This window comes from Isoptericola sp. NPDC058082 (genome assembly GCF_042885055.1).
Lineage (GTDB): Bacteria > Actinomycetota > Actinomycetes > Actinomycetales > Cellulomonadaceae > Isoptericola.
This window is the reverse complement of record NZ_JBHVSQ010000001.1, coordinates 196091-217267: the sequence shown is the minus strand read 5'-3', so window position 1 is coordinate 217267 and position 21177 is coordinate 196091. Positions and strand designations below refer to the sequence as shown.

Below are 21177 nucleotides of genomic sequence, written 5' to 3'. Positions count from 1 at the left end.
GCGCGACCGGGCCAAGACCGCGGAGAACGCGCAGAAGCCCCGTGTCGCCGGACCGGAAAGACGTTTCGGGGGGGGACCGATGTCGGGGGGGGTCGTCCGGAGACGGACGACGACCCACCGCGACGTCAGCGCTAGGTTGCCGCCATGTCCTCCCTGACGGTCCGGTCCGCCCGCGCCGGCGACGCCGACGCGCTGTGGCCGCTCGCCCGCGACTTCGCGACCAGCTTCCGACCGCGTCGGGAGGCCTTCGACCAGACCCTCGGGGCGCTCCTCGGCCGGGACGACACGTTGCTCGCCGTGGTGACCGACCTCGCGACCGAGTCCACGACCGACGACGCACCGCTCGGCTACCTCCTGGCGAACGTGCACCTGACGTTCCTCGCGAACGGACCGGTGTGCTGGGTCGAGGAGGTCATGGTCGACCCGGCGCACCGGGGCCGCGGGCTCGGCGCCGCGCTCATGGCCCACGCCGAGCGGTGGGCGGCGGCGCGCGGAGCCGCCTACCTGGCGCTGGCCAGCCGTCGGGCCGGGGGCTTCTACGAGGCCCTCGGTTACGACGACTCCGCCACCTTCTACCGCCGCGACCTACCGCACGCCTGACCGCGATCAGCGGTCGCGGTGCTCCCGCGCGACGGCGTCGAGCGCGCGGGAGATCTCGCGACCGCGGCGCGCGACGTCGGCGTCCGCCCGTGCCGGGCCCGCCGCGGGCGCAGCCGCCCCCGTGAGGCCCGCCGGCACCAGCCAGCGCCAGCGCACGGTCGCCTGCACCACGGGGCCGACGCCCAGCGCGAAGGCCACGGTGGCCCAGCCGAACGTCCCGCCGAGCAGGATGCCGACCAGCACGACGACGACCTCGATGCCGGTCCGCACGAGGCGCACCGACCGGCCGGTGCGCTGCACGAGGCCGGTCATGAGCCCGTCGCGCGGGCCCGGGCCGAGCCGCACCCCGATGTAGGCGGCGGTCGCGACGCCGTTGAGGACGATGCCGCCGACGGCGAGGGCGATCCGGGCGGCCAGCCCCGGGTCGGGCACGAGCCACGCCGTGGCCGCGAGGCAGGGCCCGATCGCCAGGCTGATGACGGCCACGTTCACGACGGTGCCGATCTCGGGCCGCTGCCGGAGCGGGACCCAGGCGAGCAGCACGAGCGCGGAGGTCAGCGCGACGACCGTGCCGAAGCCGAGGCCGGTGCTGCGCACCAGGCCCTGGTGCAGCACGTCCCACGGCATGCCTCCCTGCCCGGCGTGCAGCATCATCGCCATCGACCACGTGAATGCCCACAGCCCGAGGACGAGTTGCGTCCCCCGGCGGACGGGTCCCCAGGTCATCGTCGGAGCCGCGGCCGGCACGACGGCGTCGGGCGCGGTGGTCCCCGCGGGCGGGGGCGCGTCGTCGGACGCGGACAGAGGTGCGGAACGAGGCGCGGAACGAGGCGCGGAACGGAGCGCGCCCGGGCGCGGACCGCGGTCCGCCCGCCGGTGGAGGGGGCGGCGCGGAGGGCGGCGGGCAGGGCGGGTGGTCGTGCTCATGCTCCCACCCTCCGCGCTAATGGCCTTGCAATCCATATCCATTGGGGTGACAGTGGCCCCGTGACCGTCGTCTCCCCACCCTCCGCCACGACCGCGCCGCCCGCCGTCCGACAGCTCTCCCCCGCGGCCACCGCGCGCCTGCTCGGCGACTGGCGCGCGGGCGGGCCGGCCTACCTCGCGCTGGCGGACGCCCTGCGCGCCGCGGTGCTCTCCGGCAGCCTCCCGCCGCTCACCCGGGTGCCCAGCGAGCGCGAGCTGGCGGCAGCCCTGCGGGTCTCGCGCACCACGACGTCCGGCGCCTACGCCCGCCTGCGCGAGCTGGGCTTCCTCGCGAGCCGGGTCGGCTCCGGCACGGTCACGACGCTCCCCCGCGGCGCGGGGGCGGCACGCGGGAGCGCGCCCGTCGCGGCGGGCGACGCCCCCGCGGACCCGCCGGGCGACGAGCGGCCCGAGTCCCCCGTCGACCTCGCCCAGGCGACGCCGTCCGCCACGTCGGCCCTGCACGACGCCTACACCGCGGCCCTCGAGGTGCTGCCGGGCTACCTCTCCACCGGCGGCTACGCACACCTCGGCGTCGAGGTGCTGCGGTCGGCGATCGCCGACCGCTACACGGCGCGTGGCGTGCCGACCACACCGGAGCAGATCCTCGTCACCACGGGCGCCCAGCAGGCGATCTCCGTGCTCACCGCCGCGTTCGTCGGACGCGGCGAGACCACCGTCGTCGAGTCGCCCACGTACTTCCACGCCCTGGAGCCGACGCGGCGCCTCGGCGGGCGGGTGGTCGGGGTCCCGGTCGGCGACGTCGAGACGCTCGCCTCGGCCGTGCGACGCACCCGCCCCCGGCTCGTCTATCTCGTCCCCGACTTCCACAACCCCACCGGCGCGACGATGTCCGCCGAGGCGCGGGCGGCGGCGCGCGACCTCGCGGACCGCACGGGCACGACCGTCGTGGGCGACGAGACCCTGACCGACCTGGCGCTCGACCCCGGGGCTCGGGTGCCCGAGCCGTTCGCGGGCGACGGCGCCTCCCCGCACGTCGTGACGATCGGGTCGGCGTCGAAGTCGTTCTGGGGCGGGGTGCGCGTCGGCTGGGTGCGCGCCGACCCCCAGGTGGTGCGCCGGCTGGCGCGCGTCCGGGAGTCGGCGGACATCGCCACGCCGGTGCTCGAGCAGCTCGCCGTCGTCGAGCTGCTGCGCCGCGCCGACGCCATCCTGCCCGACCGCGTCGCCGAGCTGCGGGCGCGGCGCGACCTGCTCGTCGACCTGGTCCGCGACGCCCTGCCGGGCTGGCGCGTGCCCGTGCCGGCGGGAGGGCTGTGCCTGTGGGCCGACCTCGGCCGACCTCTCGCGCAGGCGCTCGCCGCCTCCGCCGTGCGCCACGGCGTCCTCGTCACGCCCGGGCCGGCGTTCACGCCGGACCGGTCCTCGCGCGACCGGGTGCGCCTGACGTTCACGCGCGAGCCCGACCAGCTCGCCGCCGCGGTGCCGCGGCTCGCCCGGGCCTGGGCGCAGGTCGCACCGGGCGCCTGAGGTCCCGCCGCGGCTCGGCCGTCAGACCGACGGCAGCACCACGCCCGGCGTCGCCTGCGCCCCGTCGTGCAGCAGGCGGGCGAGGGTCGCGCCGGCGGAGGCCAGCTCGCGCCAGTGCTCCCCGATCCACTGCTCGGCGTCGTACTGGGTGGTGAAGACCGGGCTCGGCACGGCGAGCGCACGACCGTCGGCGTCGTCCAGCGCCCACTCCCAGCGCGGCCGGATCACGCGGCGCTCCCGGGAGCGGCGACGCCGCGGTCGATGCTGCCGGCCGCGACCGACCCCCGCGTGCGCGTCAGGGAGCGGTTGACCCTCGACGGCCAGAACGGGCCGGAGTAGATGAACGACGTGTACCCCTGGGTGAGGTCGGCGCCGGCCCGGAGGTAGGCGCGCACGTCGTCGGCGCCCGAGATGCCGCCGACGCCGATGATCGCCGGGTCGGGCCCGAGACGGTCGCGCAGCCGGGCCACGACCTGCAACCCTCGCTCGAGCAGAGGGGGCCCGGACAGCCCGCCAGGACCGCGGTCGTGCCCGATGGTCGTGTTGACGGCGACGACGCCGTCCAGCCCGAGCTCGGTGACGAGCGCCGCGACGGCGTCGACGTCGGCGTCCGCGAGGTCGGGGGCGATCTTCACCAGGAGCGGGACGCGGCGGGTGCCCGCGGCGGCGGTCGCCTCGTCGGCCGCGGCGCGGGCCGCCGTGAGGATGGGACGCAGCTCGGCGGTGGTCTGCAGGTCGCGCAGCCCGGGGGTGTTCGGGGAGGACACGTTCACCACGAGGTAGTCGGCCCACGGGGCGAGCTCGCGGGCGCAGGCGGCGTAGTCGTCCGCCGCGGCCTCCGCCGGCGTCGTCTTGTTCTTGCCGATGTTCGCGCCGACGACGACGGCCCGGCCCGCGGGCGTGGCCCGCAGCTCCCGCAGCCGCGCGGCCGCGGCGGGCGCGCCGTCGTTGTTGAAGCCCATGCGGTTGCGGATCCCCCGCACGTCGAGCTCGCGCCACATGCGCGGCGCCTCGTTGCCGGGCTGCGGGCGCGGGGTGACGGTGCCGATCTCCACGAAGCCGAAGCCGAGCATCGTCAGGCCCCGGATCGCGCGGGCGTTCTTGTCGAACCCGCCCGCGAGCCCGAACGGTGCGGGCACGGTGCGGCCGAGCACCTCGATGCTGCCCGGACCGCCGCTGCCCCGGCCCAGGTACGGCGCGAGGGCACCCTGGACGACGTCCCGCAGGACGGGGACGCGACCGGCGAGCGAGATGGCGCCGAACGCGAGCTCGTGCGCCCGTTCGGGGTCCATCCGGCGGAAGACGCCGTTGAAGAGCAGGGTGTACGGGCTCATCGGACCTCCGGGTCGGGGGCTGCGGGCGCGGTGGGCCCGGTCGGCTCGGTCGGTTCAGGCGCGGGTGCTGCGGCGTCGTGCGTCCCGCGCGGGCGGGTGCGCCACAGCCACCACAGCCCGACGAACGGCAGCACGAGCGGGACGTAACCGTAGCCCTGCCCGAACCCGGACCACACGGTCGTCTCGCCGAAGACGTCCGGAGAGGCCACGGAGGCGGCGCCGACCGCGAGCACGCCCACGGCCTCGAACCCCACGGTCACCCACGCGACGACGCGCCAGCGCGGCCCGCCCTTGGCGAGCGCGACGGTGGCCAGCACGTACACGACGGCGGACAGCGTGGACAGGGAGTACGCGACGGGCGCCTCGGAGAACTTGGTGGCCAGCTCGTACGACGACCGGCCGATCGCGGCGAAGGCGAGGATGCCGTAGACCGTGACGAGCAGCCGTCCGAAGCCGGTGCCGGTCCGACGCCCGCCCGCGGCGGGCGCGGGGGTGGTGCCGCTCATGCCGCCCCCCAGATCTGCCACAGCCGCCAGTCGAGGAAGCCCACCGTGAGGGCGGCCACCGCGAGGACGACGGACGACCACTTGGTGCGCTCGGCGAACGCCCAGATCGCGGCGATCGGCAGCACCACGAGGGCGGTGGCGACGTAGCCCCAGAACAGCGGCCCGTCGACGGGGTGGTCGCGGGTGACCATGAGGACGCCGGCCACCACCGCCTGGACGACGACGAGCGCCTCGACGACGGCGGCGCCGATCAGCTGCTTGAGGATCACGGCGCGGTCCTGGACGACGAACCACAGCGCCCACCCGGCGAGCGCGGCGCACGCCAGCAGGACGACGATGAGCAGGGGAAGGACCACGCCCGCAGACTACCGGCCGCCGGGCGCCCGACGGCGGTCGCGGGACGGGGATAGCATCGGCGCGTGGCAGACCTCACCCTCACCGGCAAGAATCCCAGCTCTCTCAAGGTCGACGCGCTCGTCGTCGGGACCTGCTCCACCTCGGACGGCGTCGCCGTCGTCGCGGACCAGCTGCCCGAGGCGTTCGTGCGGCAGATCGAGACCCTCGCCCCCCGCCTCGGCGTCACCGGCGCCCGCGACGAGGTGCGGCGCGTGCCCGCCGGCGACGGCGTCTCGGCCGACGTCGTCGTCCTCGCCGGGCTCGGGGAGCGCGCGGCCGACGGCACGTTCCCGCACGAGGTGCTGCGGTCGGCCGCCGGCGCCGCGACCCGTGAGCTCGCCGGCACCGACACGGTCGCCCTCGCGCTGCCCGCGGTGGACGAGGACGAGCTCGGCGCGGTCGTCGAGGGGGCGCTGCTCGGCGCGTACTCCTACACGCGCTACCGCACGGGCAAGGACACCAAGGGCGCGGTCGGCAGCGTCCAGGTCGTCACGTCGTTCTCCCGGTCGGGTCGCGCCAAGGCCGCGGTCGCGCGCGCCGAGGTGCTGGCCGCGGCGGTGCACGGCACCCGCGACCTGGTCAACGACGCCCCCAACGAGCTGTTCCCGGCCGCCTTCGCGGACGCCGCCAAGGCCGCGGCCAAGGGCGTGAAGGGCCTCAAGATCACGGTGCTCGACGACAAGCAGCTCGCCGCGGGCGGCTACGGCGGGCTCGTGGGCGTCGGGCAGGGCTCGTCGCGCGGGCCGCGCCTCGTCAAGCTGTCGTACACGCCCGCGAAGGCCACCGGGAAGGTCGCGATCGTCGGCAAGGGGATCACGTTCGACACCGGCGGCATCTCGCTCAAGCCGCCGGCCAGCATGCCGACGATGAAGTCCGACATGGCCGGCGCCGCCGCCGTGCTGCACACGGTCCTCGCGGCCGCGCGCCTCGGGCTGCCGGTCGCCGTGACCGGGTACCTCTGCCTCGCGGAGAACATGCCGGGCGGCAACGCGCAGCGCCCGGCCGACGTCATCACGATCCGCGGCGGCAAGACCGTCGAGGTCACCAACACCGACGCCGAGGGCCGCCTCGTCATGGCGGACGGCCTCGTCGCCGCCGTCGAGGACGGGCACGACGTCGTCCTCGACATCGCGACCCTCACCGGCGCGCAGATGGTCGCGCTCGGCAACCGCACGTCCGGCGTCATGGGCACCGACGCGGTGCGCGACGAGGTGAAGGCCGCCGCCGACGTCGCCGGCGAGGCGTTCTGGCCGATGCCGATGCCCGCGGAGCTCAAGGCCGGCCTGAAGTCGACCGTCGCGGACATGGTCAACTCCGCGCCCAGCCGCTGGGGCGGCATGCTGTTCGCCGCCCACTTCCTCGCCGAGTTCGTCGGCGAGACCCCGTGGGCGCACCTCGACATCGCCGGCCCGTCGTACAACGAGGGCTCGTCGTTCGGGTACACCCCCGCCGGCGGCACGGGCGTCGGCGTGCGCACGATGCTCGCATTCCTCGAAGGCCGCGCGGCGGCCTGACGCCGCGCTCGACCGACCGCGCGACGACGCCCGGCCGCCCTCGGGTGGCCGGGCGTCGTCGTGCCGGTCAGCGGACGCCGGCCACGGCCCAGCGGAACGCGTTCGCCAGGCGGTACCCGCCGGCGGGCGCCCGGAACGGCGCCGCGGCGCGCAGGACCGTCGGCGCGAACTCCGCCGTCGTGCGCTCGTCCTCCCCGAGCAGGACGCCGCGCACCAGGCGGTCGTCGTCGGGCACGGCCCACGGGACGTCGACGATCCCCGCCCCCACGACGTCGAGCCCCGCGTCGGCGAGGGCGGACTCGAGCCCGCCCTCGGCGCGCAGCGGTCCGTCGGGCGGCACGTCCTCCTCGTACGCCTCGGCGACGGCCCGCTCGACGACGTCGAGGTCGTTGCGCGCGCCCTCGGCCCAGCAGGCGATGCCGACCCGGCCACCGGGGACCAGCACGCGGGCGACCTCGGCCAGGCCGTCACCGACGTCGTCGGCGAACTGCAGGGCGTTGACCGCGAGGACCGCGTCGAAGGCGGCGTCCTCGAACGGCAGGTGCTCGACGTCGCCGTCCAGGACGGTCGCCGTGGGGTTCCGCTCGCTCGCCCGGCGCGCCATCGCCGGTGCCGGGTCGACGCCCGCGGCCACCGCGCCCGCACGCACCAGGTGCGCGACCAGCTCGCCGGTGCCGCACCCGACGTCGAGGACCCGCGACCCCGGCCCGATCCGTGACGCCGTGAGGAGCGGCGTCCAGACCGGCTCCGCGAAGGAGCCCCACAGCTCGGCCCAGCCGTCGGCCACCGCCGACCAGCGCTCGCCCCCGCCGCCGTCCATGCCTCCCGGGTCTCCTCCGTCGCCCACGTGCCGCGGCTCAGGCCTTGCGGCGCTGCGCCGACGTCCAGTCCCGCATGCGCTGCGGGTAGCCGGTGAACCGCACGTTGTACACGGGCACGCCCAGCGACCGGGCCACCTCGAACGCCGTGCGCTCGTCCGGGACACGACGTCGCGTCCACTCGCCGGTGGTCGCCACGAGCAGCACGGTCGTCGGGGTCTGCGCGTTGGGCGGCTCGACGTAGGCCTCCACCCCCACGCGGGTGCGCACGAACTCCTGCAGGTAGGCCATCGTCTCGCCCCGCGATCCCGACGACGGCGGCGCACCGGGGGCCGGCGACGACGGCCTGCCCAGCAGGCGTCCCAGCGAGGTCCTGAGCGACATGGCGCGAGACTACCGCCGTCGTCGGCGTCGTGGTCGGGAGACCGCCCGGAGGTGTCCTGGAGGTCATGCGGCGGTCAGGTGTACCCAGCGTCACACCAACACGGAGCCCCGAACGATTGGGGCGACCCCCGTGGAGGTGACAAGATGGCAGGCAGTGACCAGAACGCGGCAACCCCAGATGTCGCGGGCCGGCAACCCGGCTCGCCTCGGCACGTCGCCTGACCCACTGATCGAAGGAGACTCCACAGGTCATGTCTGAGAACGTGCAGCTCCCTGCACTCGGCGAGTCCGTCACCGAGGGCACCGTCACCCGATGGCTCAAGGCCGTCGGCGACACCGTCGCCGTCGACGAGCCCCTGCTGGAGGTCTCGACCGACAAGGTCGACACGGAGATCCCCTCGCCGGTCGCCGGTGTGCTCGAGCAGATCCTCGTCGAGGAGGACGAGACCGTCGAGGTCGGCGCCACCCTCGCCGTCGTCGGTGACGGTTCCGGTGCCGGTGGTGGCGACGCCGCCCCGGCCGCCGAGGCCCCCGCCGCCGAGCCCGAGGCCCCCGCCGAGCCCGAGGCCCCCGCGGAGCCCGAGCAGCCCGCCGCCGCTGCCGAGCCCGCCCCGGCCGCCGAGGCGCCCGTCGCCGGTGGCGGCGAGGGCACCGAGGTGACGCTGCCCGCCCTGGGCGAGTCCGTCACCGAGGGCACCGTCACCCGGTGGCTCAAGGCCGTCGGCGACTCGGTCGAGGTCGACGAGCCCCTGCTCGAGGTCTCGACCGACAAGGTCGACACCGAGATCCCGTCCCCCGTGGCCGGCACCGTCCAGCAGCTCCTCGTCGAGGAGGACGCGACCGTCGAGGTCGGCGCCGTCCTGGCGATCGTCGGCTCCGGCGCCGCCCCGGCTGCCGAGAAGCCCGCCGAGCCCACCCCGGCCAAGACTCCCGAGCCGGTCGGTGCGCCCTCGAAGCCTGAGGAGCCCGCCCCCGCGCCCGAGAAGCCTGCGGAGACGACGCCGGCCGCCGAGGAGAAGCCTGCTCCGGCCCCGGAGCAGCCGGCCCAGCCGGAGCCTGTTGCCGAGAAGCCCGCGCCGTCCGCTCCGGGCAAGGGCTCCTACCTCACGCCGCTGGTGCGCAAGCTCGCCGCGGAGAAGGGCGTGGACGTCTCGACCCTCCAGGGCACGGGCGTCGGCGGCCGCATCCGCAAGGAGGACGTGCTCGCCGCGGCCGAGAAGGCCGCCGCCCCGGCTCCTGCCGCCGCCGCGCCTGCCGCGGCCCCGGCCGCCAAGGCCCCGGCCACGCTGCCGGTCTCGCCGCTGCGCGGCACGACCGAGAAGATGTCGCGCCTGCGCAAGATCGTGGCCGAGCGCATGGTCGAAGCACTGCACACGCAGGCCCAGCTCACGACCGTGGTCGAGGTCGACGTCACCAAGGTCGCCAAGCTGCGCGCGAAGGCCAAGGAGTCGTTCAAGGCCCGCGAGGGCGCGAACCTCACCTACCTGCCGTTCTACACGCTGGCCGCGGTCGAGGCGCTCAAGGCGTTCCCGAAGATCAACGCCTCGATCGACCAGGACAAGGGCGAGATCACCTACCACCCCGCGGAGAACGTCGGCATCGCCGTCGACACCGAGCGTGGCCTGGTGGTCCCGGTCATCAAGAACGCCGGCGACCTGAACCTGGCGGGCATCGCCCGCCAGATCGGCGACCTGGGCGCCCGCACGCGGGCGAACAAGGTCGGCCCGGACGAGCTCTCCGGCGCCACGTTCACGATCACGAACACCGGCTCGGGCGGCGCACTCATCGACACGCCGATCGTCCCCGGCGGGCAGGTCGCGATCCTCGGCACCGGCACGATCACCAAGAAGCCGGCGGTCGTGACGGGCCCGGACGGCGAGGAGACCATCGCCATCCGCCAGTTCGCGTACCTGTTCCTCTCCTACGACCACCGCCTGGTCGACGGTGCGGACGCCGCGCGGTTCCTCACCGCCATCAAGGCACGCATCGAGGAGGGCGCGTTCGAGGCCGAGGTCGGTCTCTGACCTCACCCCGTCCCTGACGACGAAGGGCGTCCCGGCCACGGCCGGGACGCCCTTCGTCGTCCCGCCCGGCACCCGCGTCGAGCCCGCCGCGCCGATCCCTCACGACAGTCGCGCGGCGGCGCTCAGGAGACCTCGGCGACCCGCCAGCCGTCCGGCGTCCAGTCGAGCCGCAACGTCGCGGTGCGCACGTCCGACGCGGGGACGGCGGTGACGCTGCCGTCGGCCGCCACCTGCTCGTGCGCGGTCACGGCGTACCGCACCACGACGTCCGCCGTGCCGTCGTCCCGCTGCCCGCTCGGCCCGCCCTCACCGGCCCTCTCCGCACGGGAGTCCTCGACCCGCACCTCGGCGCCGCGCACCCGGGTGCCGGCCTGCGCGGCGGCCTCGAGCAGCGCGACGTCCGCCTCGTGCGCCGGCGACCCCGGCACGTCCACCGCCCCCCACCGCGCCGGGTCCGGGTCCGAGACCGAGCTCGTGATCAGCGCGACGCGCCGGCGGGTCAGCTCGGCGGCCGCGGCGCCGGGGTCGGCCCGGTCCTGCGTGGGGTCGTCCTGCACCGCGTCGCGGCCGGTAGCCGGACCGTCCTCGGCGACCGACGACGGCGCGGGGTCAGGCGCTCGGACCTGGACCGCGACGGCCGTCAGCACCGCCACCACCCCGACCGCGCCGACCAGGCCGAGCACGCGTCGCCCGGTCCCGCCGCGGCGCCGGGCGGTCGTGCGGCGCGCGGACCTGCTCGCCGGACGACCGGCCCTGCCACCGTCGGCGCGCCGGACCGCCCGCCGCCGGGGCACGCGGACGGGCGCCTCCGCCACCGGCAGGACGGGGCTCCTGCCCAGGGCCGCGGCCGCGAGCGCCGCCGGCTCGGGGAGCCGCACGGGCTCGGTGGCGACGGCCGTGTCCGCCTGGGCCGCGAGCGTGCCGGCCTCCGGGCGCACCCGCGGGTCGGGTGCCGCCGCCGGGGCCAGCACGGCGCGCAGCGCGGTCGCGTCGTCGTCGCCGCGGTCGCCGAGCAGGTCGGCGACGAGCCTCGCCAGCGCGTGCACGTCCGCCGCCTCACCGGCAGCCGGGTCGTCGGCGACACCGTCGGCGCCGTCGGCACCGGCGAGGTCGGCCCGCGGGCGCAGGAGCGCGCTGCCACCGGGGTCGAGCACCACGTCCTGCGCGCCCACGCTCCCCTGCCGCAGCCCGGCGCTGTGCAGCGCGGCGAGCCCGCGCGCCACGGTGACGAGGACCCCCGCCGCCTCCCGCGAGGTCAGGCGCCCGCGGACGGCGAGCACGGTGGGCAGGTCGGTCGCGGCGCCGCCCCGCCGCAGGGCCAGGGTCCCGTCGTCGCGCACGTCGACGGCCACCACGGGCTCCACGCACGGGTGCCGGAGCGCCGCGAGCGCGCGCACGCGCTCCAGGAGGGCGTCGCGGGCGCCGGCGTCGGTCGGGATCGGCAGCGTCTGGGTGGGCACGGAGCCATCGAACACGGTCGCGGCCGCCCGTCGTCGCCGTCATCCACAGGCGAGGGTCAGAGGGTGAGGCGACGCCCCTCGCGCGCCGACACCCGGGCCGCGTCCAGCACCTCGGCGGTGCGCACGGCGTCGGCCGGGTCGACGGGCGCGGGCTCGTCCCCGTGCAGCCACGGCCCCAGCGCGCGGTAGAAGTCGGCGTGGCCGCCCGGGGCCGCGGGCACGGCGCGCCGGTCGCGGCCGCGCGTGAGCCAGCCGACCGACCCCTCGGGCGCGTCGTCGTCCAGCACCTCGAGCGGGGAGGCGTCCTGCTCGAAGGTCGTCACCAGGTAGGCGCCCGCCGACCCGAGCACGCGGGTCCGAGGGCCGGGAGCGCCTACGACCGACCCCGCCCAGAGCCGCGACACGACGGCGTGCGGGCTCCCCGCGCGGCCGCCGCCGGCCTCGTGCTCCAGGACGAGGAAGACGTCGTCCTCGGTGGGCGTGGTGAGCTTGCGGGTCTGCGCCCAGACGGACCGGACGCGGCCGAACAGCTGCGTCGCCGAGTCCACCAGGTGCGGGCCGAGGTCGAGCAGCAGCCCGCCACCGACCGGGTCGTTCTCCTTCCACCGCTGCCGCGGGACCGGCCGCCAGCGCTCCCAGCGCCGCTCGAACGTGTGCACGTCACCCAGGCCACCGGCGTCGAGCAGGCCCACGAGGGTGAGCTGCTCGGGGTCCCAGCGCCGGTTCTGGAAGACGGTGAACGGGGTACCGGTGGCGGCCGCCTCCTCGACGACGGCACGTGCCTGGTGCGCGTCGAGCCCGATCGGCTTGTCGAGCACGAACGGGATCTCCGCGCGGGCGAGGGCGGCGGCGTGCTCGGCGTGCAGGGTCGTGGGGCTGGCCACCACGACGAGGTCGTAGGCGCGGCGGGCGGCGATCAGCTCGTCGAGGTCCGACAGCAGCCGGGCTCCCGGCCAGTCCCCCGCGGCCTGGTTGCGCCGGCCGGGGTCGCGCGTCACGACGGCCGTCACCGGGAGCCCGGCCTCCGCCGCGAGGCGGGCGTGGATCTCCCGGCCCGCTCCCCCGTACCCGACGATCGCCAGGCGCGGCGGAGGCACGATCCCCCCGTCCGGCCCCTGGTCGGCCGAGCTGTCCGTCGTCGCCTCGCCCTGTGCGGTCATGACCTCCATGGTGCACGAGGGACGCCGCTGGACGGTGGAACGGCCCGCCGGGCTCGACCTCGCCAAGAGAAAAGTCGCCCTCGGCAATAGCGTGGGCGCGACCCCACCGCACCCGGCGGCAGGGTCGCGCGAAAGGAGCAGCTCATGGCACGACGACGTACCACCGTCGCCATCACGGCGGCAGCAGCTCTGATCTCCACCAGCCTGGTCGCCGCAGGGTCGCAGGCACGGTCCCCCGCCGTCCGCGACGCCGCGCTGCCGGAGGCGACGGCGGACATCGCCACGCCCGAGGAGTTCTTCGGGTTCGAGATGGGCGCGGAGGGACGGCTCGCCGCCTACCCGGACGTGCTGGACTACCTGCGCAGCGTGGCGCAGGAGTCCGACCGCGTCGAGTACGAGACGGTGGGCGAGACCACCGAGGGCAACGAGTACGCGACCGTCTTCATCAGCTCGCCCGAGAACCTGGAGCGGCTCGACGAGATCGTCGCGCTCAACCAGCGGCTCTCCGACCCCCGGTCGACGACGCCGGACGAGGCGAAGGAGCTGGCCGCGCGGAGCGTGCCGATCTACCACCTGGAGGCCACCGTGCACTCCACGGAGGTCGGGAACGGGCAGGCGATCAACGACATCGTGCACCGGCTCGCCACCGAGGACTCGGAGTTCACCGAGGAGGTGCTCACGCAGTCGGTGATCATGCTCGTCCCGTCGCAGAACCCCGACGGCCAGGTCAAGGTGGTCGACCACTTCGACCGCACCGCGGGCACGGACCTCGCCCGCGTCTACCCGGACCTGTACCAGAAGTACACGGGCCACGACGACAACCGTGACTGGACGATGTTCACCCAGGTCGAGGCGCGCTACCGCCTCGGCCTGACGCAGAAGTACCGGCCCGTGATGACGCACATCATGCATCAGCAGGGCAACTCGGGTGAGCGGATCTTCGTGCCGCCGTACGGCGGCGTGACGAGCCCGAACGTGCCGGCGAACTCGAACGCGTCGAGCTCGGCGGTCGGCCAGCACGCCATGCGCGACCTCACGGCCGAGGGCAAGAAGGGCGTCGGCACGGACGATTACCACATCTACTGGACGCTGGAGCAGCCGGTCGGGTTCTTCCCCTTCACCGGCACGGGGGTGTACCTCACCGAGATCGCCTCGGCGACGGACCTCGCCTACCCGCAGAGGTCGAAGGACGGCGGCCCCCTCGGGCCGCAGACCCCCACCCAGGACCTCATCCAGCCCTACGACAAGGACACCTGGACGCTGCGCGACATCGTCGAGTATGCCGAGACCGCCACCTACTCCGGCATGGAGTACGTGGCGCGCAACGGCGAGGACCTGCTGTACGACAACCTCTACTCCGCGCCCCGCGAGTTCGCAGAGAACGGCGTCGCGTCCGGGGTGGAGGCCTACGTGGTCGACGCCGACCAGCGGGACCCGTACGCGACGTTCGAGATGCTCGAGCGGCTGGACTGGACCCAGGTCGAGATCGACCGGGCGACGGAGCCGTTCACCGCCGGGGGCCGGGACTTCCCGGAGGGCTCGTACGTCGTGCGGACCCGGCAGCCGCTCGGGAACTGGGTGGACCAGCTCCTCGGCACCGACGAGTACCCGGTCGACGACCTGCCGTACGCGGAAGCCACGACGAGCCTGCCCCTGCAGCTCGGCGTCGATGTCGTCCCCGTCTCCGCACCCGTCGAGGTGCCGACGGACCGGGTGGAGTCGGTCGAGGTGCCCGAGGTGTCGATGCCCGCGGCCCCGCCGACGGGCGGCGCCTACCTGGTGCGGCCCGAGTCGTACGACACGATCCCCGTGGCCGCCGCCCTGCAGAAGGCGAACATCACCACGTTCCGCGCCGGGCAGGAGTTCGCCGACGCCGGCACCACCTACCCTGCCGGGACGTACGTCGTGCCGGCGACGCCGCAGGCGCGGCGGGTGCTCGACACCGCGAGCGCCGACGTCGGCCTGCAGGTCACCGCCGCGCGGTCGGCGCCGGCGGTGGAGGGGATCCAGCTCAAGCCCCGCACCCGGGTGGGCCTCCTGCGCGGGGCGAACAACATGCCCGGCGGGTGGGACATGTGGGTCATGGACGAGTACGGCGTCGACTACGACGTCGTCGGCGCCCAGGACTTTCAGAGCGGTCGCCTGATCGACGTCTACGACACGATCGTGCTCCCGCAGGGCATCTCGAAGGACGACGTCGTCGAGGGCCTCGACCCGGCGAAGTACGACGAGGAGTTCGCGTGGGCGTACGGCGTCGGCGCGAAGGGCTGGCGCAAGCTCGCCCAGTTCGTGCGCCAGGGCGGCACGCTGCTGGCGGTCGGCGACTCGGTCGCCACCGCGCAGGAGCTGCTGGACCTGCCGATCGAACCGGCCCTGCCGGACGACGACGAGGAGTTCGCGACAGGCGGCAGCCTGCTCAACCAGGAGTTCGACACCTCGGACATGGTCGCGTGGGGCATGCCGGAGAGCTGGCCGGTCTGGCTCTACGACACCCAGGCGTGGACCCCGACGGGCCCGGGGGCCGACGTGGTCTCGACCTATCCCGACCAGGACGTGCTCGCCAGCGGGTACCTCCGGGGCGAGGAACACGTCGCGGGGACGGCGAACGTCGTGTCGTTCGACGTCGGCAAGGGCACGGTGGTCACCTACGGGAGCGAGGTGACGTTCCGGTCGCTGCCGCGGTCGTCGTTCAACCTCCTGTACAACGCCGTGTACGGGGGGCCGGCGGCCGAGGTGGGCGCGACCCAGCTCGCCGGGCTGCGGCCCGCCTTCCGGGCCGACGGGACCCTGCGGTCCCGGTAGGCGCCGACCGGGCGACGGCGCGCGGGACAGTCCGCGCGCCGTCGTCCGTCAGCGGGTCGTGCCGGTCGTGGTGCCGTCCCCGCCCGCCCGGGCGAGCCGCGACGGCCACCAGACCCGGTCGCCGACGTCGTGCACGAGCGCGGGGACGAGCAGGCTGCGCACCACGAGCGTGTCCACGAGGACGCCGAACGCGACGATGACGGCGAGCTGGGCGAGGAACAGCAGCGGGATGACCCCGAGGGCGGCGAACGTCGCGGCGAGCACCACGCCCGCCGACGTGATGACGGAGCCGGTGACGGCCAGCCCGCGCAGCACGCCCCGCCGGGTGCCCACCTGCAGGCTCTCCTCGCGCACGCGCGTCATGAGGAAGATCGAGTAGTCGACGCCCAGCGCCACGAGGAAGCAGAACGCGTACAGCGGCACGGCCGGGTCCGCGCCCGGGAAGTCGAGCACGTGGTTGAACACCAGTGCCGAGACGCCGAGGGCGAACCCGAACGACAGCACGTTCGCGGCCATGAGCAGCACGGCGGCCAGGACCGACCGGAGCAGCAGCACGAGGATCAGGAGGATCACGGCGAGCACCACCGGCACGATCACCCGCAGGTCGTGCTGGCCGGCGAGCTGCGTGTCCAGCCGTTCGGCGGCCGCGCCGCCCACCAGCGCGTCGGGGCTGACGTCGTGCACCGCCGTGCGTAGGTCGGCCACGGCCTCGACCGCCGCCTGGCTGTCGGACGGCGCCTCGGTCGTGACGTCGACGCGCACCTGCCCGTCGACGACCAGCGGGTCGCCCTCGGCCGGCATGCCCGGCGCGGTGGCCGGCTGGTCGGTGACGACCGTCGCGGCGGTGATCCCGTCGGAGGCCTCGGCGGCCTCCACGACGGCGTCGGCGTCGGCCTCGGGGGCGATCACGATCGCGGGCTGTGCGGACACGCCCTCGAAGTGGCGGGTGAGCGCCTCCTCGCCGTCCACGGAGTCGACCTGCGTGAGGAAGACCTCCGAGTCACCGGTGCCGTTCGCGTCGAGGGTGGGCACGAACGCGGCGCCGGCCGCCAGGACCACGGCGGTGGCGACCCACACGACGCGGTCGTGCCGTCCCACGAAGCCGGCGACGCGCGACCACACGCCGTGCCCCGCGACGTCCACGTGCGTGTCGTCGTCGGCGTCCTCCGCCGTCGGGGCGGCGGCCGCCGTCGTCGAGGTGGTGGTCGCCGTCGTCGAGGTGGTGGTCGCCGTCGTCGAGGTGGTGGTCGCGGGCGTCGTGGTGGTGGGCTCCGGCGCGTCGGAGTGCCGGCCGAGCGCGTGCGGCACGCGGGGCCAGAAGACCCACCGGGCCCGGCGCCCGCCGACGAGCAGCATCGCCGGCAGCAGGGTCGTGGCCGACAGGAACGCGGCGACGATGCCGATGGCGGCGACCGGTCCCAGGCTGCGGTTCGACGAGAGGTCCGACAGCAGCAGGCACAGCAGCCCGACGATCACCGTGCCCGCGCTGGCCGCGATCGGCTCGATCGAGGCGCGGACGGCGCGGCGCATCGCGGTGTACGGGGAGCTGGTGGCCCGCAGCTCCTCGCGGTAGCGGGCCACCAGGAGCAGGGCGTAGTCCACGGAGGCGCCCACGACGAGGATCGACAGGATGCCCTGCGACTGGCCGTTCAGCGTCAGCACGTCGTTCGCGGCGAGGTGGTAGACCACCAGCCCTGCCAGGCACAGGGCCAGGACCGCGGTGAGGATCACGACGAAGGGCAGGAACGGCGAGCGGTAGACGAGCGCGAGGATCACCAGGACCGCGCCGAGGGCCACGAGCAGCAGCACGGTGTCGATCGCGCCGAACGCGCTCACGAGGTCGGCGACGAAGCCCGCGGGCCCCGTGACCCAGGCCTCGAGCCCCGTCCCGGTGAGCCCGCCGTCGGCGACGTCCGCGCCGGCGAGCGCCCGGAGGGCGCCCACCGCGAGCTCGGAGCCGCTCGACTCGTCGGCGCCGAGGTCCTCGGAGGCCTGCGCGGCGTCGAGCGAGACGACGACGAGGGCCGCCTGCCCGTCCTCGGACGGCACCACGACGGGGTCGGCGATGCTCAGGTCGCCGACGGTGCGCGGCTCGTCGCCCGACGTCCCCTCGAGCGGGGCGTCGGCGACCGCGTCGGCGAAGGCCTGGACGTCGGCGAGCTGCTCCTGCGTCAGCTTCGACCCGTCCGCGGTCTCGGCCACGACCAGGGCGGGCAGCGTCTCGGAGTCGGTGAACTGCTCGGCCAGCTCGGCAGCCTGCGTGGACTCCGCGCTCGCGGGCAGGAACGCCGCGTCGTCGTTGGTCTGGACGCTGCTCAGGCTGCCCTGGGCCTGGCCCCCGAACGCGCCGATCGCGAGCCAGACCCCGATCGCTGCCAGAATGACGAGGCCCCGCAGCAGACCTCGACCCCGATTGCCCCGCGCCCGATTACTCAGCATGCTGAGCATTCTGACGGCGCACCAGGGAGGAAGCAAGTGCAGCTCGACGACGGTCGTGACGAGACTTCCTGGCCGGACCCGGTCGACCCCACGAGCGACGACCCGGGCGAGTGGCCCACGGGGCGGCTGCTGTTCACCGTCGTGCGCCGTATCGAGCACGACTGGAACGCCCACCTCGCGGGCTGGAACCTCAACCACGCGGGCTTCCCGGTGCTGCTGCACCTGTTCGCCGGGCCGCGCACGCAGCGCGAGCTCGCCACGCTCAACGGCGTCACCGAGCAGACGATGAGCCGCGTGGTCGCCCGGCTCGAGCGCGCCGGGTACGTCACCCGCGGCGCCGACCCGCGCGACCGACGCCGCCGCGCCGTCGCGGTCACCGACGCCGGCCGCCGCGCCGCCGCGGAGGCGGGCCGCCTGCAGCCCGCGGAGGACCTCACCGCCCGCGGGCTCGCGGACGACGACGTGGCGCGGCTGCGTGAGATCCTCGTCACCCTCGTGCGCGCGCAACGCGACGCCGACGACTGACCGCACCGCATGGGGCTAGCCTCGGTCGGGTGGACGTGATGACGCTGCCCGGACTGACCGAGTATCACGAGGCGTGGGAGCTCCAGCGCCGCGTGCACGCCGACGTCGTCACCGGCGACCGCCCCGACACGCTGATCGTCGTGGAGCACCCCGACGTCTACACGGCCGGTCGACGCACGCACCGCGACGAGCGCCCCACCGACGGCACCCCCGTCGTCGACGTCGACCGCGGCGGCAAGATCACCTGGCACGGCCCGGGACAGCAGGTGGTCTACCCGATCCTGCGGCTCGCCGAGCCCATCGACGTCGTCGCGTACGTGCGCGCGCTCGAGGAGGCCGTCATGGAGGTCTGCGCCGGGTTCGGCCTCGCGACGATCCGGGTCGCCGACCGCACCGGGGTCTGGTTCGCCGCCGACGGCGACCGCCTCGAGCGCAAGGTCTGCGCCATCGGCGTGCGCACCGCCAAGGGCGTGACCATGCACGGCATCGCCCTGAACTGCGACCCGGACCTGAGCCGGTTCGACAGCATCGTGCCGTGCGGCATCACCGACGCGGACGTGACCTCGCTGACGATCGAGACCGGTCGCCGCGTCACCCTCGACGACGTGCGGGCCCCGCTCGTCGACGCCCTCGCCCGCCACCTCGGCCCCCTGCGCGCGGCCCCCACCTCGACCGTGGCCGCGCCGGGTGTTGCTGAGGTCACGTCCACACGGTGAGCAGGTCGCGGCGCCGGGACACCCCCCTCACGTAGTCTGACGAGGTCCGGCGGTCAGGGTCCGCACAGGCTCCGCCCGCCCGACGTCCACCTGCTCGACGACGACCGGGAGACACCCGTGACGATCGCACCCGAGGGCCGCCGCATGCTGCGCATCGAGGCCCGCAACGCCGCCACCCCCATCGAGAAGAAGCCCGAGTGGATCAAGACGAAGGCCACGATGGGTCCCGAGTACCGGGAGCTGAAGGGCCTGGTCAAGGGCGAGGGCCTGCACACGGTGTGCGAGGAGGCGGGCTGTCCCAACATCTTCGAGTGCTGGGAGGACCGCGAGGCCACGTTCCTCATCGGCGGTGACCAGTGCACCCGCCGCTGCGACTTCTGCCAGATCGACACGGGCAAGCCGGCCGACTTCGACGCCGACGAGCCGCGTCGCGTCGCCGAGTCCGTGCGGACGATGGGACTGAAGTACTCGACGATCACCGGCGTCGCCCGCGACGACCTCGCCGACGGTGGCGCCTGGCTGTACGCGGAGACGGTGCGCCAGATCCACGCCCTCAACCCGGGCACCGGCGTCGAGCTGCTCATCCCCGACTTCAACGCCATCCCCGAGCTGCTCGACGTCGTCAACGAGTCGCGGCCCGAGGTCATGGCGCACAACGTCGAGACGGTGCCGCGCATCTTCAAGCAGATCCGCCCCGCCTTCCGCTACGAGCGCTCGCTCTCCGTGCTCACCCGGGCGCGCGAGGCCGGCCTCGTCACCAAGTCGAACCTCATCCTCGGCATGGGCGAGACGATCGACGAGGCCCGCGACGCGCTGCAGGACCTGCACGACGCCGGCTGCGACCTCGTGACGATCACGCAGTACCTGCGCCCGTCGCTCCGCCACCACCCGGTCGACCGGTGGGTGCGCCCGGAGGAGTTCGTCGAGCTGTCCGAGGCGGCCGAGGAGATGGGCTTCCTGGGCGTCATGGCCGGGCCGCTGGTGCGCTCGTCGTACCGCGCGGGCCGCCTGTGGGGCCAGGCGATGACGCGCCGCGGCCTGCCCATCCCGGAGTCCCTCGCGCACCTCGCGGAGCCGACGACGTCGCGCCAGGAGGCCGCGAGCCTTCTTGCGCCGCGGGCCCACTAGACTTGACGACCATGGCCCGCACCAAGTCCGACGCCGGCGCGCCCGCTGACGCCACCGGCAAGCAGAAGAAGCCCAAGAAGCAGCGCTGGTACCACCAGGTGTGGGCCGCGTACCAGATGACGCGCAAGCAGGACCCCACGGTGACGTGGCTGATCCTGGGCGTGTTCGTCGGGATCCTCGCGGTCGTCGCCGCCGTCGTGCTGCTGCTCGACCTGCCGACCGGCTTCCAGATCCTGTACATCGTGGTGCTCGGCGTCCCGTTCGCGGCGCTGGGCGCGATGTTCACCCTGACGCGCAAGGCCGAGAAGGCCGCGTACACGCAGATCGAGGGCCAGCCCGGCGCCGCCCGGGCGGCGCTCGGCACCGTCCGCGGCGGGTGGGAGTTCGCGGACGAGCCGGTCGCGATCAACCCGCGCACCCAGGACTTCGTCTTCCGCGGCGTCGGCCGCCCGGGCGTCGTCCTGGTCTCCGAGGGCCCCGCGCACCGGGTGCAGCGCCTCCTGGAGGACGAGCGTCGCAAGACGGCGCGCGTCCTGCCGAACGTGCCGATCACCCTCATCCAGGTCGGCAACGAGGAGGGGCAGGTCCCGCTGCCCAAGGTCGCGAAGAAGGTGCAGAAGCTCAAGCGGAGCCTCACCAAGCCCGAGGCGGAGCAGGTCAAGAAGCGCCTCAAGGCGCTGGGCGGCGCCCGCCTGCCGATCCCGAAGGGCGTCGACCCGATGAAGGCCCGCCCGGACCGCAAGGGCCTGCGGGGCCGCTGAGCCACCTCAACACCGGCGAAGGGGCGGGGGGCAGGGGGGGGGAGCGGGCCCTCGTCGTTATCGGTCAGGGCCGCCGGGGGACGGTTCCGCGGGCCCGTTGTTGAGGCCATACCCCTTCCAGGGTCCAAAGAAAGAAGGGGGCGACAGGGAAAA

19 protein-coding genes are annotated in these 21177 nt (G+C 74.9%); 9 read left to right on the top strand and 10 right to left on the bottom strand.

The window, feature by feature from the left end; all coding sequences use genetic code 11:
- Positions 1 to 144 precede the first annotated feature (144 nt).
- Positions 145 to 600 (top strand): GNAT family N-acetyltransferase, encoded by a 456-nt coding sequence (locus ACFVS0_RS00980; RefSeq protein WP_430586907.1) that lies wholly within the window; start codon positions 145 to 147, stop codon positions 598 to 600.
- 6 nt (positions 601 to 606) lie between these two features.
- Here ACFVS0_RS00980 and ACFVS0_RS00975 read toward each other — a convergent pair whose 3' ends face one another.
- Entirely contained in the window at positions 607 to 1326 is a 720-nt protein-coding gene (locus ACFVS0_RS00975) for a YitT family protein (RefSeq protein WP_430586906.1), read from the bottom strand.
- Positions 1327 to 1587: 261 nt separating this feature from the next.
- On the opposite strand from ACFVS0_RS00975, the gene ACFVS0_RS00970 reads away from it, so the two are divergent.
- The gene (locus ACFVS0_RS00970) at positions 1588 to 3057 is read left to right on the top strand and encodes a PLP-dependent aminotransferase family protein (RefSeq protein WP_430585812.1); all 1470 of its coding nucleotides are present in this window, start codon (positions 1588 to 1590) and stop codon (positions 3055 to 3057) included.
- A 21-nt stretch (positions 3058 to 3078) separates the two neighbouring features.
- Here ACFVS0_RS00970 and ACFVS0_RS00965 read toward each other — a convergent pair whose 3' ends face one another.
- From ACFVS0_RS00965 to ACFVS0_RS00950, 4 genes are read right to left on the bottom strand one after another with little or no spacing between them, the layout of a single operon-like run.
- Positions 3079 to 3285 carry a hypothetical protein gene (locus ACFVS0_RS00965; RefSeq protein WP_430552624.1) on the bottom strand — a complete coding sequence of 69 codons (207 nt, stop codon included), beginning with the start codon at positions 3283 to 3285 and terminating at the stop codon, positions 3079 to 3081.
- Positions 3282 to 4391, bottom strand: a complete 1110-nt coding sequence (locus tag ACFVS0_RS00960) for a quinone-dependent dihydroorotate dehydrogenase (RefSeq protein ID WP_430552623.1) — start codon at positions 4389 to 4391, stop codon at positions 3282 to 3284. The genes ACFVS0_RS00965 and ACFVS0_RS00960 overlap by 4 nt, the downstream gene beginning before the upstream one ends.
- On the bottom strand, positions 4388 to 4897 hold the full coding sequence (locus tag ACFVS0_RS00955) for a hypothetical protein (protein WP_430586905.1): 510 nt from the start codon (positions 4895 to 4897) through the stop codon (positions 4388 to 4390). Before ACFVS0_RS00955 ends, ACFVS0_RS00960 begins: the two co-directional genes overlap by 4 nt.
- Positions 4894 to 5253 (bottom strand): hypothetical protein, encoded by a 360-nt coding sequence (locus ACFVS0_RS00950; protein ID WP_430552621.1) that lies wholly within the window; start codon positions 5251 to 5253, stop codon positions 4894 to 4896. Before ACFVS0_RS00950 ends, ACFVS0_RS00955 begins: the two co-directional genes overlap by 4 nt.
- A 63-nt stretch (positions 5254 to 5316) precedes the next feature.
- Here ACFVS0_RS00950 and ACFVS0_RS00945 point away from each other — a divergent pair, with 63 nt between their 5' ends.
- Complete coding sequence (locus ACFVS0_RS00945; RefSeq protein ID WP_430585810.1) at positions 5317 to 6807, top strand: leucyl aminopeptidase; 1491 nt, start codon at positions 5317 to 5319, stop codon at positions 6805 to 6807.
- 67 nt (positions 6808 to 6874) lie between these two features.
- Here ACFVS0_RS00945 and ACFVS0_RS00940 read toward each other — a convergent pair whose 3' ends face one another.
- Both ACFVS0_RS00940 and ACFVS0_RS00935 read right to left on the bottom strand, forming a co-directional pair.
- On the bottom strand, positions 6875 to 7627 hold the full coding sequence (locus ACFVS0_RS00940; protein WP_430586904.1) for a class I SAM-dependent methyltransferase: 753 nt from the start codon (positions 7625 to 7627) through the stop codon (positions 6875 to 6877).
- Between the two features lie 37 nt (positions 7628 to 7664).
- On the bottom strand, positions 7665 to 8009 hold the full coding sequence (locus tag ACFVS0_RS00935; RefSeq protein WP_430586903.1) for an oxidoreductase: 345 nt from the start codon (positions 8007 to 8009) through the stop codon (positions 7665 to 7667).
- Positions 8010 to 8260: 251 nt separating this feature from the next.
- On the opposite strand from ACFVS0_RS00935, the gene sucB reads away from it, so the two are divergent.
- On the top strand, positions 8261 to 10033 hold the full coding sequence (gene sucB, locus ACFVS0_RS00930) for a 2-oxoglutarate dehydrogenase, E2 component, dihydrolipoamide succinyltransferase (RefSeq protein ID WP_430586902.1): 1773 nt from the start codon (positions 8261 to 8263) through the stop codon (positions 10031 to 10033).
- A gap of 122 nt (positions 10034 to 10155) precedes the next feature.
- Here the strand turns inward: sucB and ACFVS0_RS00925 are convergent, their stop codons facing one another.
- A complete protein-coding gene (locus ACFVS0_RS00925) occupies positions 10156 to 11493 on the bottom strand; it encodes a hypothetical protein (RefSeq protein WP_430586901.1) in 1338 nt (445 codons plus the stop codon).
- 56 nt (positions 11494 to 11549) lie between these two features.
- Positions 11550 to 12653 (bottom strand): Gfo/Idh/MocA family oxidoreductase, encoded by a 1104-nt coding sequence (locus ACFVS0_RS00920; protein ID WP_430565120.1) that lies wholly within the window; start codon positions 12651 to 12653, stop codon positions 11550 to 11552.
- Positions 12654 to 12797: 144 nt separating this feature from the next.
- On the opposite strand from ACFVS0_RS00920, the gene ACFVS0_RS00915 reads away from it, so the two are divergent.
- Entirely contained in the window at positions 12798 to 15455 is a 2658-nt protein-coding gene (locus ACFVS0_RS00915) for a M14 family zinc carboxypeptidase (protein WP_430586900.1), read from the top strand.
- 48 nt (positions 15456 to 15503) lie between these two features.
- On the opposite strand, the gene ACFVS0_RS00910 is transcribed toward ACFVS0_RS00915, so the two are convergent.
- Positions 15504 to 17894 carry an MMPL family transporter gene (locus ACFVS0_RS00910; RefSeq protein ID WP_430586899.1) on the bottom strand — a complete coding sequence of 797 codons (2391 nt, stop codon included), beginning with the start codon at positions 17892 to 17894 and terminating at the stop codon, positions 15504 to 15506.
- Positions 17895 to 17930: 36 nt separating this feature from the next.
- Between ACFVS0_RS00910 and ACFVS0_RS00905 the strand changes: the two genes are divergently transcribed.
- The 4 genes from ACFVS0_RS00905 to ACFVS0_RS00890 all read left to right on the top strand — a co-directional run bounded on the left by ACFVS0_RS00905 (position 17931) and on the right by ACFVS0_RS00890 (position 21024).
- Entirely contained in the window at positions 17931 to 18419 is a 489-nt protein-coding gene (locus tag ACFVS0_RS00905; protein ID WP_430552612.1) for a MarR family winged helix-turn-helix transcriptional regulator, read from the top strand.
- 38 nt (positions 18420 to 18457) lie between these two features.
- A complete protein-coding gene (gene lipB, locus ACFVS0_RS00900; RefSeq protein WP_430587125.1) occupies positions 18458 to 19135 on the top strand; it encodes a lipoyl(octanoyl) transferase LipB in 678 nt (225 codons plus the stop codon).
- Between the two features lie 117 nt (positions 19136 to 19252).
- Entirely contained in the window at positions 19253 to 20263 is a 1011-nt protein-coding gene (lipA, locus tag ACFVS0_RS00895; RefSeq protein WP_430545186.1) for a lipoyl synthase, read from the top strand.
- 11 nt (positions 20264 to 20274) lie between these two features.
- Positions 20275 to 21024: a DUF4191 domain-containing protein gene (locus ACFVS0_RS00890; RefSeq protein WP_430552611.1), complete on the top strand. Its 750-nt coding sequence runs from the start codon at positions 20275 to 20277 to the stop codon at positions 21022 to 21024.
- Positions 21025 to 21177: the final 153 nt, after the last annotated feature.